This window comes from Binatus sp. (SeqCode) (assembly GCF_035272065.1).
In the GTDB taxonomy this organism is placed as follows: domain Bacteria; phylum Desulfobacterota; class Binatia; order Binatales; family Binataceae; genus Binatus.
In genome coordinates, this window is record NZ_DATEQZ010000037.1 from 25,360 (window position 1) to 41,412 (window position 16,053).

The following is a 16,053-nucleotide window of genomic DNA, read 5'->3' on the forward strand; positions in this document are numbered from 1 at the left end:
CCCGCCGCTGCCCGTTCTGATCCTCGCTTTGCTCGCCGGATTCGCGGCACCGGTTCACGGCGACCCCCCAGTCCAGGTGATCCCTCATCAGGAAGAGACGGTCGCCCCATACGTCGCCCGCATCTACTTCGATTCAAAGGAGAAAGACGGCAGCGACGCCTACTTCGAGATTCTGAAAGACGGCAAACGCGTCTATGTGCAGAAGGCCAAGGAGAAGAGCGAGAAATTTTTCATCGGCACGATGTACAAGGACGATCCCGACGCTGCGATGGTCAAGATGGGTATGGACATCACCGGCGACGGGCAGCCCGACCTGGTGATCTCCGAATGGCTCGGCGGCGCGAATTGCTGCCTGCTGTTTCACGTCTTCGAAATCGGCCCGACCTTCAAAAAACTAGGCACGATAGACGCGGAGTTCGGAGACTCGGGCCCGCATTTCGTGCATCCAGACAAGGACTCGAAGAGCACGGGGCTGAACGTTCAGATTTATGACTGGACCTTTGCTAACTGGAACACAGATTTCGCCGACTCGCCCGCGCCTAAAGTCATCCTCCGCTTCAGCGACAATGCATACCGCGTCGCGCCCGACCTGATGCGGACCCCGGCGCCCGCCGCAAACGACCTCGCAACCCGCGCGGCCGTGGTCAGGGACAACGCAGCGAGCGCCAAGGGTGGCGCGTGGCCTGATGCCAAGGTCTCGCCGCAGTTGTGGGACACGATGCTTGATCTGATCTACAGCGGGCACGCAGACGATGCGTGGAAGTTTCTCGACGCGGCGTGGCCGTCGAAGGTGCAAGGCAAGGATGTCTTCGCGCGAGACTTTCGCGCGCAACTCGCAAAGAGTCCCTACTGGCCGGCCGTCGGGGCAATGAACGCCACCAGGCCGCGTGCGATAAAGAACGATCAATCGGCCAGCCCGTCACCCGCCACGAAGTAGCGACCCGGCTACGACGGCTTAATCTTCGCCGACATTTCTTCGAGCCGGCGGCGTAAAAACCTCCGCTCCGGTGCGCTGCCCACCCGCGCCAGCGCCGCGCGGTACGACTCGGCCGCCTCGCTCCATCTTCCCAGCCGCCGCAGCAAATCCGCGCGCGCCGACCACATCAGGTAGTAGTCGCGCAGATCGCCGCTGGCTGCGATCGCATCGATCAACCCGAGTCCGGCCGCGGGACCGTCGGCCATCGCAATCGCGACCGCGCGATTCAACTCGATCACCGGCGACGGCCGTATCGCGACCAGGCGCGCGTACAGATTCGCGATCGCGCGCCAGTCGGTTGCGTCGGCGCGTTCAGCGCGTGAGTGAACCGCCGCGATCGCCGACTGAATTGCATACGGTCCGTGTGCGTCAGCACCAATCGCGGCTTCGGAGTGAGCCAACCCTTCGGCGATCTGCGCGTGATCCCAGCTCTTGCGGTCCTGCTCCTCGAGCAGCACAATCTCACCGCGCTCGTCGATTCGCGCATCACGGCGCGCATCATGCAGCAGCATCATCGCGAGCAATCCGCACGGCTCGGTCTCGGCGGGCATCAGCGCCACCAGTATACGGGCGAGGCGAATCGCCTCCGCGCAGAGGTCGGTTCGCAACAGCCGTTCGCCGGAACTCGCCGCATAACCCTCGTTGAAGACCAGGTAGATGACCGCCATCACGGCGTCCAGCCGCTCCGCAATCAACTCCGGCGACGGCACCTCGTAGGGAATCCGCGCCGCGCGGATCTTGCGCTTGGCGCGGACCAGCCGCTGCGCCATCGTGGCCGGCGCCGTCAAGAACGCGCGCGCGATCTCCTCGGTCGTCAGACCGCACAGCGTGCGCAGCGATAGCGCGACGCGCGCGTCGTCGGCCAGCGCGGGATGACAACACGTGAAGATTAGCCGGAGACGCTCGTCGGGAAGCGTGCCAGCGCCGTCGGTCTCCGCGTCGTCGCCACCAGTCTCAGCCATGCGGATCAACTCCTCGCGGCGATCATTGAACCGGGCCTGCCTGCGCAATCGGTCGATCGCCTTGTGGCGCGCGACCCCGATGATCCATGCGCGCGGATTCTCCGGCAGCCCGTCGCGAGGCCATTGCTCAACCGCGCTCGCAAACGCGTCCTGCGCCGCGTCTTCCGCGAGATCGAAGTCGCCCAGTAGACGAATGAGCGTGGCGAGTATTCGCCCGAACTCCTCACGATAGAAACGCTCGATACCGGCGGCGGTGTTGTCCATCGGCAAATCCGTCCGATGGCAGGCTAGCCGCCTGCTGCGCATCCCGCTACCGCGGGCTCATTCGTGATACACCCACCAGCATCCTTCGACCGGCCTGACCTCGATCGCATCGCCATCGCGGGCCGCTAGCTTGTCCGCCCACGTGATCGCCTCGTCGATAGACGCGCACGCTACTATGTTGAACCCGCCCGCCACTTCCTTGGTCTCCGCGAACGGTCCGTCGGTCACGTGACGGCCGCCATTTCTCCATCGAATCGTTTTCGCCTGCTCGGAAACCTGCAAGCGCGCTCCAACCCACAACCCTGGCTCCTGATCGAGCATCGCGCGGCTCGTCACGTATTCGGCGCCGACGCCCTGATGTTGTTTCATGATCTGCTTGCGCTCGTTCTCTGGGATGCTGAGCGAGGCGCGTTCGTCCTCGACCGACGTGAGCATGAAAATTTTCGACGCCGCCTGTCCGCTCGCCTGCGAGATCCACCAGAACTCGCGAATCGGCCGGACCTCGCCAACATGACTTTGATGAGCATCCTCATATTTCGCGAACCCGATCGCTTCTTCGTAAGAGTCGAAGTCGATTATGTCAAAGCCGCCGACCAGCTCCTTGGTCTCCGGAAACGGGCCATCGATTCGCAGATGCTTGCCGCCGCGGTTCTTGACGGTGACGGTTTCTCGACTCGGCCCGAGACCAACGCCAACGAAGACCAGCCCGCCCTTTCCGCTCCGCACGCGCGTGCGAAGCAAATCGTTGAGCTTCTGCTGATGGTAGCGGACGCGCCGGTTCAGCTCCTCAGCGTCGGTACGATCCGATTCTCCCCGCGGCTCCAGGCCCGTGATCATGTACTTCATACTGGTTGCCCTTGGCAGTTCGCCTACATATTGATCTTTCTGACCGGCCGCACTTCGATCGAGCCGTGCTTCGCCCCCGGAATTCGCGAGGCAATCGAAATGGCCTCGTCGAGATCTTTTGCCTCGACCAGGTAGTATCCGCCTAGCTGTTCCTTGGTCTCCGCGAACGGCCCGTCCGTCACCGCTGTCTTGCCGTTGCGCACACGAACAGTGGTAGCCGTCGTGGTCTGCTCGAGCGCATTGCCGCCCTTATTCTTCCCGCTCTTCGTGAGGTCCTGGGTGAAGGTCATGTACCCTTGGAAAATCTCGCTCTGTTCGGCGGCGCTCATCTTTTTCCCGTCCGCCTCGCTGCTGTAGATCAAAAGCACGTATTCCATCGCATCTCTCCTTGTTGCCCATTTTTGGGTTTCACTTGATAGTCGAACGGGGACACGCCGGATCGACACCCCGGTTTACACGACCGCCGAAAAACGCCACGATCACGTTTCGCCACATCTACGCCATGAATGTAATCCAGGTAACCGTCGTCGGAGCGGGACTCGCAGGCAGCGAGGCTGCCTGGCAGCTCGCGCGCCGAGGGATCCCGGTGCGGCTCGTCGAGATGCGTCCCGTCAGGATGACCGGAGCGCATCGAACGTCAGGCTTTGCGGAACTCGTCTGCTCCAATTCGCTGCGCAACGATTCGATGGAGACGGCGGTCGGCGTGCTGAAAGAAGAGATGCGCCGGCTCGGCTCGCTCGTGATTGCGGCTGCGGATCGCGCGCGAGTGCCGGCCGGTTCCGCGCTTGCTGTCGACCGCAATGATTTCTCACGCGCCATCACCGTGACGCTCGAGGATCATCCGATGGTCGAGATCTCCCGCGTCGAGGCATCGGAGATACCATCCGGTCTCACGATTCTCGCCACTGGTCCCCTGACCAGCCCAGCTCTTGGCGAAGCGCTGAACCGCGTGGTCGGTCCGCGCAACTTGTATTTCTACGACGCGATCGCGCCAATCGTCGCCGCCGATTCGATCGATATGAACGTAGCTTTCAAGGCCTCGCGCTACGGCAAGGGCGGCGACGATTACATCAACTGTCCGATGACGGATGTTCAATACGAAGCCTTCCTCGCAGCCGTCGGGGCGGCGGAAAAAATCGAGCTGCACCCGTTCGAGAAGCCCGTGTATTTCGAAGGATGCATGCCGATTGAGGAAATGGCGCGGCGCGGTCCGATGACGCTCGCGTTCGGCCCGATGCGTCCGGTCGGGCTCTCCGAGCCACGCAGCGGGCGCCGGCCGTTTGCGGTCGTGCAGCTGCGACAGGACGATGCCGAGGGCCGCCTGTATAACATGGTCGGCTTCCAGACCAAGATGACCTACCCCGAGCAGCGGCGCGTCCTGCGCATGATCCCCGGATTGGAAATGGCCGAGTTCGTGCGCCTCGGCTCGCTCCATCGCAATACCTTTGTCGATTCGCCGCGACTTCTGCGCCCCACACTCCAGCTCAAAACACGCGACGATTTGTTTCTGGCCGGCCAGATGGTCGGGGTCGAAGGCTATGTCGAGTCGGCAGCCGCCGGATTGCTCGCGGGGATCAACGCAGCGAACCTGGTGACGAATCGCGAACTGGTCGTACCGCCGCCCGAGACCGCGGTCGGATCGCTGGTCGCGTATATCACCGATTCAGCGCGGCGCGACTTTCAGCCGATGAACGCGAACTACGGCTTGATGCCTGATTTGAAGATCCGTGCGCGCGGCCGTCAGAAGAAAATCGAGATGGGCAACCGGGCGTTGGCGGCAATAGACGGGTGGATCGAGCGCAATCAGATCGAACCGCCCGCAGCTATGGCTCCGCGCGAACTTCGGCTATAGAAAATCGCTGGAGGTCCCGTCGATGACCAAAGCGGAATTGATTGACACGATCGCCAAGTCCACCGACCAGCCCAAAAAAGTGGTCGCCACTACCTTGGACCTCGCCTTCGAACAAATCGCGCGCTCAATTCGCAAAGACAAGCGCTTCTGGGTGCCCGGCTTCGGCACCTTCTCCGTGCGCCGCCGCAAAGCTCGCGCGGGCTTCAATCCTCGCACCAACGCGCCGATGACAATTCCAGCGGCGCGCACGGTTGGCTTTCGTCCCGCGCCGGAGCTAAGGAAAGGTCTCTGACGCTGGCCGCCTCCAAAGCGGATGAGCGCGGTCGGCCACGCGATCATCCGCACGATCAAACGACCTCCCGCCCGATCGTTTCGGCCCATGCGCTGAGTCTCATCCTGCTCATCGTCGCTCTCGCCGCAGGCGGCGCGCTCCGTTTCGTAAATCTCGGCGCGCTCGAGATATCACCCGACGAGGCGACGTCTTGGGCGGCTGCCTCTGCTCCAAGCGTCGCGGAAGTGGGCGTACGGCATGCGGAACTCAACCCCGGCGAATTGCCGATATACGATTTGACGCTGCACGTATGGATCGCGGGTTTTGGAACGAGCCCGGTTGCGATGCGCGCGTTGTCGGCGTCCTTCGGCGTTGTGACGATACTGCTGGTTTATCTGATCACATGCGAGCTGTTCGCGCCCCCGTCCGAGGGAGGATCCGCGCAGGACCGCGAAGACATTCGGCTGATCGCGGCGCTCGCCGCGCTGGTCTTCGCCGTGAATCTCGTCACCATCAAATACTCGCGCGAGGCGCGGATGTATCCGCTGCTGCTCGCCGCGATTCTCGCGCAGATTACGATGTTCCTACGCGCGCTTCGCGCCGGCCGCATCGCGAACTATGCAGGGGTCGCGGTTCTGACGGCGATTGTCGTCGCCACGAACTACTCCGCGTTGGCGGTGCCGGCGACCGAAGGCCTGTGGCTGTTGCATATCCTCACGCGCTCGGGATGGCGGCTGGACAACCTGAACGCGCGACGCGCATGGGCGGTCGCAGCCGCGCTCGCAGTGGCAGGGTTGATCCTGGTACCGAAACTATTTTCGCCTTTGCACGCGGCGACGACGAGGAGCGGGGTCATTCGTGGATGGCGCAAGCCGCCCGCCCTCTACTCGCCCTTCGCGTTATTCAACAAAGCAACCGGCAGTTTCGCATTCCCCATCCTCGCCGCAGTTGCGATTTGGGGGGTGGTCAGCAGATGGCGCCGCGGTGCGCGCGACGCGGTCGCCCTGGCGGTCCTCCTGATGTGGGCGCCGCCGATTCTGATGCTGGCAGCGTCGTACGCGATTGCGCCTGTGTTCGTCGAGCGTTACGCGCTGTGGTGCTTCGTCCCGTTTTTCATACTCGTCGCATTGGGAATATTCGAGTGCCCTGGCGATCGCGTTCGCGGCGCGACGCTTGTGCTCGTGCTCGCATTCTCAGTCAGCCATATCGTTTCATACGATCGCAAACCTCACGACGCGCAGTTTCGCGAAGCCATCGCGGCAGCCTCCTCCGCGCTCAAACCGGGGGAGGTCATGACGGTAGTGCCGTCGTATGCGATCGAAGTGATCCGGTATTATCTGCCAGCCGATCAGCTCGATCGTGCGGTTCAGTATGGTCCGTCGGCATCGCCGGCTGCCGTTTTGATTCTTGGCGATCAGAACCTCGCGCCGGGCGCCGTCGAGTCGTATAGAAAGGAATATCCGCAAACGGTCGCGCGGCTGCGCGGCGTAACAGTACTGCGAAGGTGAAACTGCGATGAGCGATCAGAATCCCGATGATTTGAAAATTAAGGGCCAGCAGAAGGCCGCGTGGGACGACAGCGCGGAGGGGTGGAAGCGATGGTGGCCCACATTCGAGCGAGCCGCGCAGACGGTCAACGATCGGCTGGTCGAGTTGGCGGGAGTGCGCGCCGGCGATCGCGTGCTCGACATCGCGACTGGTAGCGGCGAGCCTGCACTGACCGCGGCGCGCGCGGTCGGACCTTCGGGGCGAGTCGTCGCTGTGGATATGTCGCCCGGGATGCTCGCGATCGCGCGCGAGCGGATCGACGCGGCGGGCTTGCGGAACGTCGAGCTTGTCGAGTCCGACGCCGAGTCTCTCCGCCTGGATGCGCATTCGTTTGACGCCGCGCTGTGCCGATGGGGTCTCATGTTCATGCCTGACCTCGACGGCGTGGTGCGCGGGATGCATCGCGCGCTCAAGCCGGGCGGGCGTTTCGCCACAGCGGTTTGGTCGGTTGCGAACAAGGTTCCGATGTGTGGCCTGGCGCGCGACGCGATAAGGCGAATCACCGGGATCGTGCCGCCGCCGAACGCACCCGACCCGACCCGGCTCGCGGACACCTCGATCCTCGAGCGCGCTCTGGTCGCCGCCGGCTTTCGCGACGTGACGATTGAACGGAAAATCGTAACGTTCGAATTTCCGTCGGCGGAAGCATTCGCGGACTTCCGCGGTCAAATCGGCGGCACCCGCGCGATGCTCTCGAAAATGCCCGCCGACGTTGCTCGCCAGGTGCGTGACGCAGTCGTAACGTCGGCGCGGGAATACGCGGCGGCTGGCGGCGGCGTGCGGCTCAGCAACGAGACGATTTGCTTCTGCGCGCGAGCATAGCGGGATAGCACGGTGCCCGACGGTCCGGCTCGCGTCTCGCTCTGGCGCTACTCTCCGGCGCTGGTCTTGTTCGCGATCGCGATCGCGGACATTCGTCAGCTCAGCGATCCCGATCTATGGGGACACATTCTCTGGGGCCGCGAGCTGCTCGCGCATGGTTCACTACCTGCCAACAATGTCTACTCGTACACCGCGCCCGGCTACCACTGGCTACGCCATGAATGGCTGAGCCAAATCCTGATGAGCTCGATCTTCGACCGGTTCGGCCCTTTCGGCCTGAAGCTGTTCAAGTTCCTCTGCACGGCCGCCACCATCTCCTTTATCGTTCTCGCCGAGTCCGAGACCGCCGCGCCCGCGGGCGTGCAGGCGCTAATCACTCTGGTCGCGGCCCTGATCCTAGTACCGTCGATTCAGTTCCGGCCGCACCTATTCGATTTGCTGTCGCTGTCCGCAATTATTTACCTGCTTGCTCGTCGCAACCGACGCGGTTCGGCGCCGCTGTGGATTGTAATTCCGATCATGGCAATTTGGAGCAATCTCCACGGCGGATTCTTCATTGGCCTGGTCGCGATGGGCGTATATGGAGCAGCGACCATTTTGGAAGACACCTATATGGGTCGCGGCCAGCGTCGCGGGCTCGTCATTCTTGCAATTACCGCCGCCGCTGCTGCATCCACGTTGTGCACGCTTCTGATCCCGCCCGCGCGCGACACCTGGTACACGCTGATTTACGCGCTCCTGGACCCGACCACTCGCAGCAACATCGTGGATTGGAAGCCGCTGGTCGCTTCTCTTACGACCGCGCCAGCCGGGAGCCTCGAGCAGAAGTATTTCGCGACGGTGCTTCTCTTCTTTGCCGCCGCGATCATATCGGTGATTCTCAGGCCGAAAGGCAAAGATGCGCCGCTGGTCGCTGTGGCCACCGTACTGCTCGCGGCAGGCTTCGCGGCCCAACGCAATATCGCGATCGCGACGATTGCGGTCGTTCCCGTATTCGCGAACCATCTGGGCCTGCTACTCCGCCCGCGCGAGGCCGCAACTGCTGAGAGAGTTCGTCCGACACCGCCTGCGGGCAAGTGGATCGCCGAACTTCTGATCGCCCTCGTCGCCATCGGGTTCGCACGGTACAGCGGGATTCTGAAGCCCGGCATAGACGCATCGGGCAATCCCGCCGACGCCGTCAACTTCATGAACCGCCACGGACTCGCCGGGAATGTGCTGGCCGATTACGTGTGGGGCGAGTTCGTCATTTGGCATGGCGGGCCGGGCACCAAGGTCTTCATCGATAGCCGCTATGACCTCGGCTATCCGCCTCAGGTGATCGCGGACTTCCTGGAACTGGACCGAGGCAAGCCGGACGCCGCGCACACTCTCGCCGCCTATCCGACTGATTTCGTTTTGACCAGGCCAAACTATCCGGAGGCAAAGGTGATGGATTCCCAACCCGATTGGCGGCTCATCTATAGCGACGATGTTGCCCGCCTCTACGCACGCGCGAACTCACCTGCCGCCCATCTCGACGGCGTGCCGTTCAAGGGCACGGCCCGGCCGACGTTCTTCCCATAGTCAGAAGACCCTTGCGTAACTTGATCCTCCTTTCTGTCTCCTCGCCCTGTTAGGGCGAGGGTGAAGGTGAGGGTCCATTTGCAGCGCGCATTTTTCGCGCGCGATTCAAGATTCTGCCTCTGCCCTCAACGCGTGAAGAGGTTACGTAAAGCTCTCATAGTCAGGGGCATCGGCGCCGTGAATTCCCCGCACTGGAAATGTGCCGTCAGTGTGGTAGTAAGGTAGTCGCCAAGGCGTACGCGCAGCGAGGGAACTTGCTCGCGCGTGCAGCCAAAATTATCGCCACACTCAAGGAGCACTCAGAATGAAAGCCGCAGTTTTCCACGGGCCCAAGATGCCCCTCAGTATCGAGGACGTCGAACTCGACAAACCGCAGGACCGTGAAGTCCTGATCAAAACCGTCGCCAGCGGCGTATGCCACAGCGACCTGCATTTCGTCGACGGCTTCTACCCGTACCCCGCCCCCGCGGTGCTCGGTCACGAGGCCGCCGGCATAATCGAGGAAGTCGGCAAGCAGGTGACCTACGTGAAGCCGGGCGACCACGTGATCTGCTGCCTGTCGGTATTCTGCGGCTATTGCGAGCAGTGCATGTCGGGGCATCCGAATCGATGCTCGAACAAGGCCGCCACGCAGCGCAATCCTGCAGACAAGCCGCGCATCTCGCAAAAGGGCAAGCCCGTCTTCCAGTTCCTCGACATCTCGTCATACTGCGAGAAGATGCTGCTGCACGAGAACGCGGTGGTGAAGATTCGCGAGGACTTCCCGCTCGATCGCGCGGCGCTCATCGGATGCGGCGTCACCACCGGCGTCGGCGCGGTGCTCAATACGGCGAAGATCGAGCCCGGCTCGACGGTCGCGGTCTTCGGCGCGGGCGGCGTTGGACTCGCGGCAATCCAGGGCGCGCGAATTGCGGGCGCGCGCAAAATAATCGCGATCGATATGTTCGAGGGCAAGCTCGCGATGGCGAAGCGGCTCGGCGCGACCGACACTGTCGACGCGTCGAGCAGCGATCCCGTCGATGAGATCCGAAAGCTGACCGGCGGCGGCGTTGACTACTCATTCGAAGCGATCGGACTCAAAAAGGTCGCCGAGCAGGCGTTCAACGCGCTCAAGGCCGGCGGCACCGCGACCGTCATCGGCATGATTCCCGTCGGCCAGAAGGTCGAGCTCGACGGTTACATGTTTCTGACCGAGCGCAAACTGCAGGGCTCCAACATGGGCTCGAACCGATTCCGCATCGACATGCCGAAATACATCGACTTCTACTTGCAGGGGCGCCTCAACCTCGACGACATGATCAGCCGTCGCGGCAAGCTCGAGGACGTCAACGACGCCTTCCGCGCGATGAAAGCCGGCGAGGTCGCCAGGACCGTTCTCATGTTCAATTAGGCGCCACTGAAAAAACTGAAAAGAGGAGCAATCCAAAATGAAAGCTGCTGTCTTCCACGGCCCCGGTCAGCCACTCACTATCGAGCAGGTCGATATCGACGAGCCCAAAGAGCGCGAAGTCGTTGTGCGCACCGTCGCCAGCGGCGTGTGCCATAGCGATCTTCATTTCGTGGACGGCCTCTACATGTGGCCTACCCCCGCGGTGCTCGGTCACGAGGCCGCCGGCGTCGTCGAGAAAGTCGGCTCGCAGGTCTCCTACCTCAAGCCCGGCGATCACGTCATCGCGTGCCTGTCGGTCTTCTGCGGCTACTGCGAGGACTGCATGTCGGGCCATCCGAACCTCTGCTCGAACAAGGCCGCCACGCAGCGCGGCGCCAGCGACAAGCCCCGCCTCTCGCAGAAGGGCAAGATGGTCAATCAGTTCGCTGACCTGTCGGGCTACGCCGAAAAAATGCTGTTGCACGAAAACGCGCTGGTGAAGATTGCCGACGACGTGCCGCTCGACCGCGCCGCGCTGATTGGATGCGGCGTGATGACAGGCGTCGGCGCCGCGCTCAATACCGCGAAGGTCGCACCCGGCTCGACGGTCGCAGTGTTTGGCGCCGGCGGCGTCGGCCTCGCGATCATCCAGGGCGCGCGAATCGCGGGCGCGCGCATCATTATCGCGGTGGACAAGTTCCCGGCCAAGCTCGATCTCGCCAAAAAGCTTGGCGCGACCCACGCCGTCGACGCGTCGAAGGGCGACGCGGTCGATCAGATTCGCGAACTCACCGGCGGCGGCGTCGAGTACTCATTCGAAGCGATTGGCCTCAAGGTCGCGGCCGAGCAGGCTTACCAATCGCTCACCGCCGGCGGCATCGCCACCATAGTCGGGATGGTCCCGCTCGGCCAAAAAGTCGACGTCGACGGCTTCTCGCTGCTGTTCGAGAAGCGCATCCAGGGATGCTTCATGGGCTCGAACCGCTTCCGCATCGACATGCCGCGCATCATCGAGCTCTATCAGCAAGGACGGCTCGATCTCGACGATATGATCACGCGCCGCGGCAAACTCGAAGACGTCAACGAGGCGTTCCGCGCAATGAAGGCCGGCGAAGTCGCCCGCACAGTCCTGATGTTCGAGTAGAACACGTCTGCATAACAAAAAGAGGGCCGGTCGGGATTTCCGATCGGCCTTCTTGATCCTCACCTCGCCCGTTCATTTACGGGAGAGGCGGCTGGCCGCATCGCGGTCAGCGGTGAGGGTTCCGCGACTCAAGCAACCTCCCTGGATAGAACCCCGCGCGCAAAATCGTCTTCTCTCTTGCTAACCCGGTTCCCCTTCCCGCGCGGGAAGGGGTTAGGGGTTAGGTTCTTCAGGGATGAACTATTCAGCCTGCCAACGCCGTCCCCGGCGTGCTAGACATACGTTATGGACAAACAGTCAGCGCGGTTCTCGACAAACAGTCAGCGCATCCGGGCCGTGCCTGCTCGCGAAACAAAATTTGACGGAACGAAGCTACCCTTGGTAGTACGCTAATCAAAAAACCACAACTAATGGTAGAATTCCCCCGCACTGGCCGAATTGCTCAGTCCAAAATCGCGCGCTACTGCTTCAGCAAATCCGCGATTCCCTCCTCAATCGACACGCGCGGGCGCCATCCTAGCACCCGCTCGGCTTGTGTGCGATCGGCGAGCGTATCGCGCATGTCGCCGATGCGCCCTTCGCGGCGGACCGTCGGCCCTCCGATCATCGCCGCAACACGATTCACGCTGACATTCTCGCCGCGGCCGATGTTGAGCGCCCGACCGTCGGCAATTTCACAATCCATCGCGAGCATGTTCGCCGACACCACGTCGCTCACGTGCGTGAAGTCCCGCGTCTGCTCGCCGTCGCCATGAATCTCCAGCGGCCGCCCCTCGCGCCGCGCTTTCAGGAACGCCGCGATCGCCAGCACGTACGATCCCTCTTGCGGCATCCGCGGACCATACACGCCGAAGTAGCGCAGCGTGATCGTCTGCATCCCGAACAGCCGATGAAACATTCGCACATACTGCTCGCCGACATACTTTTGCAGCGCGTACGGATTCAGCGGATTCGGCGTCATCGTCTCGACCAGCGGCATCTTCGCCTGCTCGCCGTACACCGACGACGATCCCGAGTAGACAACGCGGCGAACCTTATGATCGCGCGCCGCGATCAGCACGTTCAGCGTCCCGACCACGTTGGTCATGTGCGTCTCGACCGGCTTCGCAATCGAGAGCGGTATCCGCGGAAGCGCCGCGACGTGGAATACCGTATCGACACCCTCGAAGGCGTCGGCGATCGAAGACGCGTCGCGAATGTCACCTTCGACCAGCTCGGCCGCGCGGTTCACAAACTCTCGCCGGCCGGTCGCGAAGTTATCGATTACTCGCACTCGCAATCCGCTGGCGACAAGCGCATCAACGAGATGCGATCCGATAAATCCGGCGCCGCCCGTCACCAGCACCAGACGTCCATGTGATTGCGGATTTGTGCTCATTGAGAGAAGTGCACGCGCATCGGACAAAATTGCGTGGTTGGCATCGCTAGGATAACTTAGTTCGTTACCGCCCGCATCCAAATGGGCACCCAACAATGACCACCGACGCGCACAGGATCAAGCTCCTCAAGGAGTTGCTCGCCGAACGAATCCTCGTTCTGGATGGCGCATTCGGCACCTTCGTGCTCGGCGAGAATCTGAGCGCCGCGGATTACGGCGGCGCTCGCTACGAAGGCTGCAACGAGAACGTCGTCCGGACGCGGCCGGAGCTGATTCGCCGCATGCACGACGGCTTCCTCGAAGTGGGCGCCGACATTATCGAGACCGCGAGCTTCCAGGCCAGCCCCATCGTGCTCGCCGAGTACGGCCTCGAACAGGACACCCGCGAGATCAACCGTATCGCCGCGACGCTCGCGCGCGAGGAAGCCGCGCGGTTCAGCACTGCGGACAAACCGCGCTTCGTGGCGGGCTCGATGGGTCCAACCACCAAGAGCATCTCGGTCACCGGCGGCGTCACCTTCGATCAGATGCGCGACGGCTACCAGGTGCAGGCCGAAGGATTGATCGAAGGCGGCGCCGACATCCTCATCCTCGAAACCGTCAACGACACGCTGAACTGCAAGGCCGGCCTCGTCGGCATCGAGGCCGCGATCGCAAAACTCGGCGTCGCACCTGCCGTCGCCGTGTCGGGAACGATCGAGACGATGGGCACTCTCCTGAGCGGCCAGGACATCGAAGCGTTCTACACTTCGCTCGCGCATCGCGACCTGCTCTGGATAGGCCTGAACTGCGCGACCGGTCCCGACTTCATGACCGATCATCTGCGCACTCTCTCGGGCATCTCGAAATTCTTTGTCGCATGCGTGCCGAACGCGGGTCTGCCCGACGAAGAGGGTCATTACAATGAGACACCCGCGATGCTCGCGGGGAAAATCGCGCGCTTCGCCGAAAATGGATGGGTCAACCTGGTCGGCGGATGCTGCGGCACGACGCCCGAGCATATCCGGCTACTGGTACAGGCCGTCGCAGGCAAACGTCCGCGACAGCCATCGACGCTCAGGCGCTCCGTGGTTTCGGGAATCGAGACTCTCGTTATAGACAACGACACGCGGCCCGTGATCGTCGGCGAGCGGACTAACGTGCTCGGCAGCCGCAAGTTCAAGCGGCTGATCGCCGAAGGCAAGTTCGAGGAAGCTTCAGAAGTGGGGCGGGTACAGGTGCGCCGCGGCGCGCACATCCTTGACGTATGCCTGCAGGATCCGGACCGCGACGAGATGGCGGATGTCACGCGCTTTCTCGAAATCGAAGTAAAAAAAGTCAAGGTGCCGTTGATGATCGACTCGACCGATCATCGTGTGATCGAAGAGTCGCTCAAGCGCACGCCGGGCAAGTCGCTGATCAATTCGATCAATCTCGAAGACGGCGAGGATCGCTTCAGGAAGGTCGTGCCGCTCGCGCGCCGCTTCGGCGCCGCGCTGGTCGTCGGATGTATCGACGACGACAAGCAGCAGGCGCAAGCGGTTACGCGCGATCGCAAGCTGCAGGTGGCGGAGCGATCGTACAAGCTGCTCACCGAAAAACACGGCGTCGAGCCCGAAGACATCATCTTCGATCCGCTCGTCTTCCCGGTCGGCACCGGCGACAAGAACTACATCGGCTCGGGCGTCGAGACGATCGAGGGCATTCGGCTGATCAAGGAAGCGCTGCCCCGTTGCAAAACGATTCTCGGCATCTCGAACGTGTCGTTTGGACTGCCCGAGGCGGGTCGCGAAGTGCTGAACGCGGTGATGCTCTATCACTGCGTGCAGGCGGGTCTCGACCTCGCGATCGTTAATTCAGAGAAACTGCACCGTTATCCGTCCATTCCAGAAGAAGAGCGCAAGCTCGCAGAGGATCTGATCTGGTGGCGCGGCGACGATCCGATCGCGGCGTTTGCCGCGTATTTCCGCGCGCGCAAAAGCACCGTCACCGCCGAAGATCGCAAGTCGATGCCGCTCGACGATCGCCTCGCGCGCTACATCCTCGAAGGCTCGAAGGACGGCCTGGTCGAGGACCTCAACGAGGCGCTGACGATTCGCGGCCCGCTCGAAATCATCAACGGCCCGTTGATGAAGGGCATGGACGAGGTCGGACGGCTGTTCAACGCCAACCAGATGATCGTCGCCGAAGTTCTGCAATCGGCCGAGGCGATGAAGGCCGCGGTCGCGCACCTCGAGCCGCACATGCAGAAGTCCGGGAGCTCGACCAAGGGCAAAATTATTCTCGCGACCGTCAAGGGCGACGTCCACGACATCGGCAAGAACCTGGTCGAGATCATTCTCAGCAACAATGGCTACCGGGTCGTCAATCTCGGCATCAAGGTGCCGCCCGAGGAATTGATCAAGGCTTTCCGCGAGCATGGGCCCGACGCTATAGGGCTGTCGGGCTTGCTCGTGAAGTCGGCGCAGATGATGGTTGCGACGGCGCAGGACCTGAAGACCGCAGGGATCGATTGTCCGATCCTGGTCGGCGGCGCCGCGCTCTCGAACCGCTTCACGCGGATGAAGATCGCGCCCGAGTATGAAGGTCTGGTCGCCTACGCCAACGACGCGATGAACGGGCTCGACCTCGCCAATCAGATCATGGACTTCGAGCGGCGCGAGTCGCTCAAGCACGTGCTCGCCGAGCAATCGAAAAAGATGCTCGAAGCCGCGCCGAAGGTTGTCGATGCGCCCGCGGACACGACCCCACGCACTTCATCGGTGCGTCGCGACGTCGAGATTCCGAAACCGCCCGACCTCAAGACTCACGTGATTCGCGGTTACGATCTCGGCGAGATCTTCGAGTACATCAATCCCAAAAGCCTCTACTCCAAGCATCTCGGCTTTCAGAATTTTGTGGAAGCGTTCGAGGCGGGCGACCAGAAGGCGCGTGAGCTTCACGATCGCGTCGAGGAAGTAGCGCAACAGATTCTCGCGCGCGCGGATATTTCCGCGAACGCCGTTTATCGGTTCTTTCCTGCGCAATCCGACGGCAATCGGACCGTCATGATTTATTCGCCCGACGGCAAAACGGT

General features: G+C 62.3%; 13 protein-coding genes. 9 read left to right on the forward strand and 4 right to left on the reverse strand.

From position 1 onward, the window contains the following. Positions 1-28: 28 nt before the first annotated feature. Entirely contained in the window at positions 29-937 is a 909-nt protein-coding gene (locus tag VJX68_RS06520) for a hypothetical protein (protein ID WP_324094860.1), read from the forward strand. An 8-nt stretch (positions 938-945) separates the two neighbouring features. On the opposite strand, the gene VJX68_RS06525 is transcribed toward VJX68_RS06520, so the two are convergent. The 3 genes from VJX68_RS06525 to VJX68_RS06535 are packed head-to-tail and all read right to left on the reverse strand — an operon-like array spanning position 946 to position 3,425. Beyond that, a complete protein-coding gene (locus tag VJX68_RS06525) occupies positions 946-2,202 on the reverse strand; it encodes an RNA polymerase sigma factor (protein ID WP_324094861.1) in 1,257 nt (418 codons plus the stop codon). Positions 2,203-2,259: 57 nt separating this feature from the next. Then, entirely contained in the window at positions 2,260-3,048 is a 789-nt protein-coding gene (locus tag VJX68_RS06530) for a YciI family protein (RefSeq protein ID WP_324094862.1), read from the reverse strand. Between the two features lie 23 nt (positions 3,049-3,071). After that, positions 3,072-3,425, reverse strand: coding sequence for a YciI family protein (locus tag VJX68_RS06535; protein ID WP_324094863.1), 354 nt, complete (start codon positions 3,423-3,425; stop codon positions 3,072-3,074). A gap of 125 nt (positions 3,426-3,550) precedes the next feature. Between VJX68_RS06535 and trmFO the strand changes: the two genes are divergently transcribed. The 7 genes from trmFO (at position 3,551) to VJX68_RS06570 (ending at position 11,620) form a co-directional block, all read left to right on the forward strand. Beyond that, positions 3,551-4,900: a methylenetetrahydrofolate--tRNA-(uracil(54)-C(5))-methyltransferase (FADH(2)-oxidizing) TrmFO gene (gene trmFO, locus VJX68_RS06540; RefSeq protein WP_324094864.1), complete on the forward strand. Its 1,350-nt coding sequence runs from the start codon at positions 3,551-3,553 to the stop codon at positions 4,898-4,900. Positions 4,901-4,922: 22 nt separating this feature from the next. Then, positions 4,923-5,192, forward strand: a complete 270-nt coding sequence (locus VJX68_RS06545; protein ID WP_324094865.1) for an HU family DNA-binding protein — start codon at positions 4,923-4,925, stop codon at positions 5,190-5,192. Between the two features lie 224 nt (positions 5,193-5,416). Continuing rightward, the gene (locus tag VJX68_RS06550) at positions 5,417-6,679 is read left to right on the forward strand and encodes a hypothetical protein (RefSeq protein WP_324094866.1); all 1,263 of its coding nucleotides are present in this window, start codon (positions 5,417-5,419) and stop codon (positions 6,677-6,679) included. A 7-nt stretch (positions 6,680-6,686) separates the two neighbouring features. Next, a complete protein-coding gene (locus VJX68_RS06555; protein WP_324094867.1) occupies positions 6,687-7,541 on the forward strand; it encodes a class I SAM-dependent methyltransferase in 855 nt (284 codons plus the stop codon). 12 nt (positions 7,542-7,553) lie between these two features. After that, a complete protein-coding gene (locus VJX68_RS06560) occupies positions 7,554-9,107 on the forward strand; it encodes a hypothetical protein (protein WP_324094868.1) in 1,554 nt (517 codons plus the stop codon). A 304-nt stretch (positions 9,108-9,411) separates the two neighbouring features. Then, complete coding sequence (locus VJX68_RS06565) at positions 9,412-10,497, forward strand: Zn-dependent alcohol dehydrogenase (protein ID WP_324094869.1); 1,086 nt, start codon at positions 9,412-9,414, stop codon at positions 10,495-10,497. Positions 10,498-10,534: 37 nt separating this feature from the next. Beyond that, the gene (locus VJX68_RS06570; RefSeq protein WP_324094870.1) at positions 10,535-11,620 is read left to right on the forward strand and encodes a Zn-dependent alcohol dehydrogenase; all 1,086 of its coding nucleotides are present in this window, start codon (positions 10,535-10,537) and stop codon (positions 11,618-11,620) included. A gap of 460 nt (positions 11,621-12,080) precedes the next feature. Here VJX68_RS06570 and VJX68_RS06575 read toward each other — a convergent pair whose 3' ends face one another. Next, entirely contained in the window at positions 12,081-12,998 is a 918-nt protein-coding gene (locus tag VJX68_RS06575; protein WP_324094871.1) for an NAD-dependent epimerase/dehydratase family protein, read from the reverse strand. A gap of 95 nt (positions 12,999-13,093) precedes the next feature. On the opposite strand from VJX68_RS06575, the gene metH reads away from it, so the two are divergent. Beyond that, a partial coding sequence (gene metH / locus VJX68_RS06580; RefSeq protein ID WP_324094872.1) for a methionine synthase occupies positions 13,094-16,053 on the forward strand: 2,960 nt, incomplete at its 3' end.

What these genes read in the sequence shown, in the direction of transcription:
- trmFO (WP_324094864.1), top strand. Translation starts at nt 3,551, where the DNA reads ATGAATGTAATCCAGGTAACCGTCGTCGGAGCGGGACTCGCAGGCAGC.
- VJX68_RS06535 (WP_324094863.1), bottom strand. Translation starts at nt 3,425, where the DNA reads ATGGAATACGTGCTTTTGATCTACAGCAGCGAGGCGGACGGGAAAAAG.
- VJX68_RS06530 (WP_324094862.1), bottom strand. Translation starts at nt 3,048, where the DNA reads ATGAAGTACATGATCACGGGCCTGGAGCCGCGGGGAGAATCGGATCGT.
- VJX68_RS06545 (WP_324094865.1), top strand. Translation starts at nt 4,923, where the DNA reads ATGACCAAAGCGGAATTGATTGACACGATCGCCAAGTCCACCGACCAG.
- VJX68_RS06570 (WP_324094870.1), top strand. Translation starts at nt 10,535, where the DNA reads ATGAAAGCTGCTGTCTTCCACGGCCCCGGTCAGCCACTCACTATCGAG.
- VJX68_RS06525 (WP_324094861.1), bottom strand. Translation starts at nt 2,202, where the DNA reads ATGGACAACACCGCCGCCGGTATCGAGCGTTTCTATCGTGAGGAGTTC.
- VJX68_RS06575 (WP_324094871.1), bottom strand. Translation starts at nt 12,998, where the DNA reads ATGAGCACAAATCCGCAATCACATGGACGTCTGGTGCTGGTGACGGGC.
- VJX68_RS06565 (WP_324094869.1), top strand. Translation starts at nt 9,412, where the DNA reads ATGAAAGCCGCAGTTTTCCACGGGCCCAAGATGCCCCTCAGTATCGAG.
- VJX68_RS06555 (WP_324094867.1), top strand. Translation starts at nt 6,687, where the DNA reads ATGAGCGATCAGAATCCCGATGATTTGAAAATTAAGGGCCAGCAGAAG.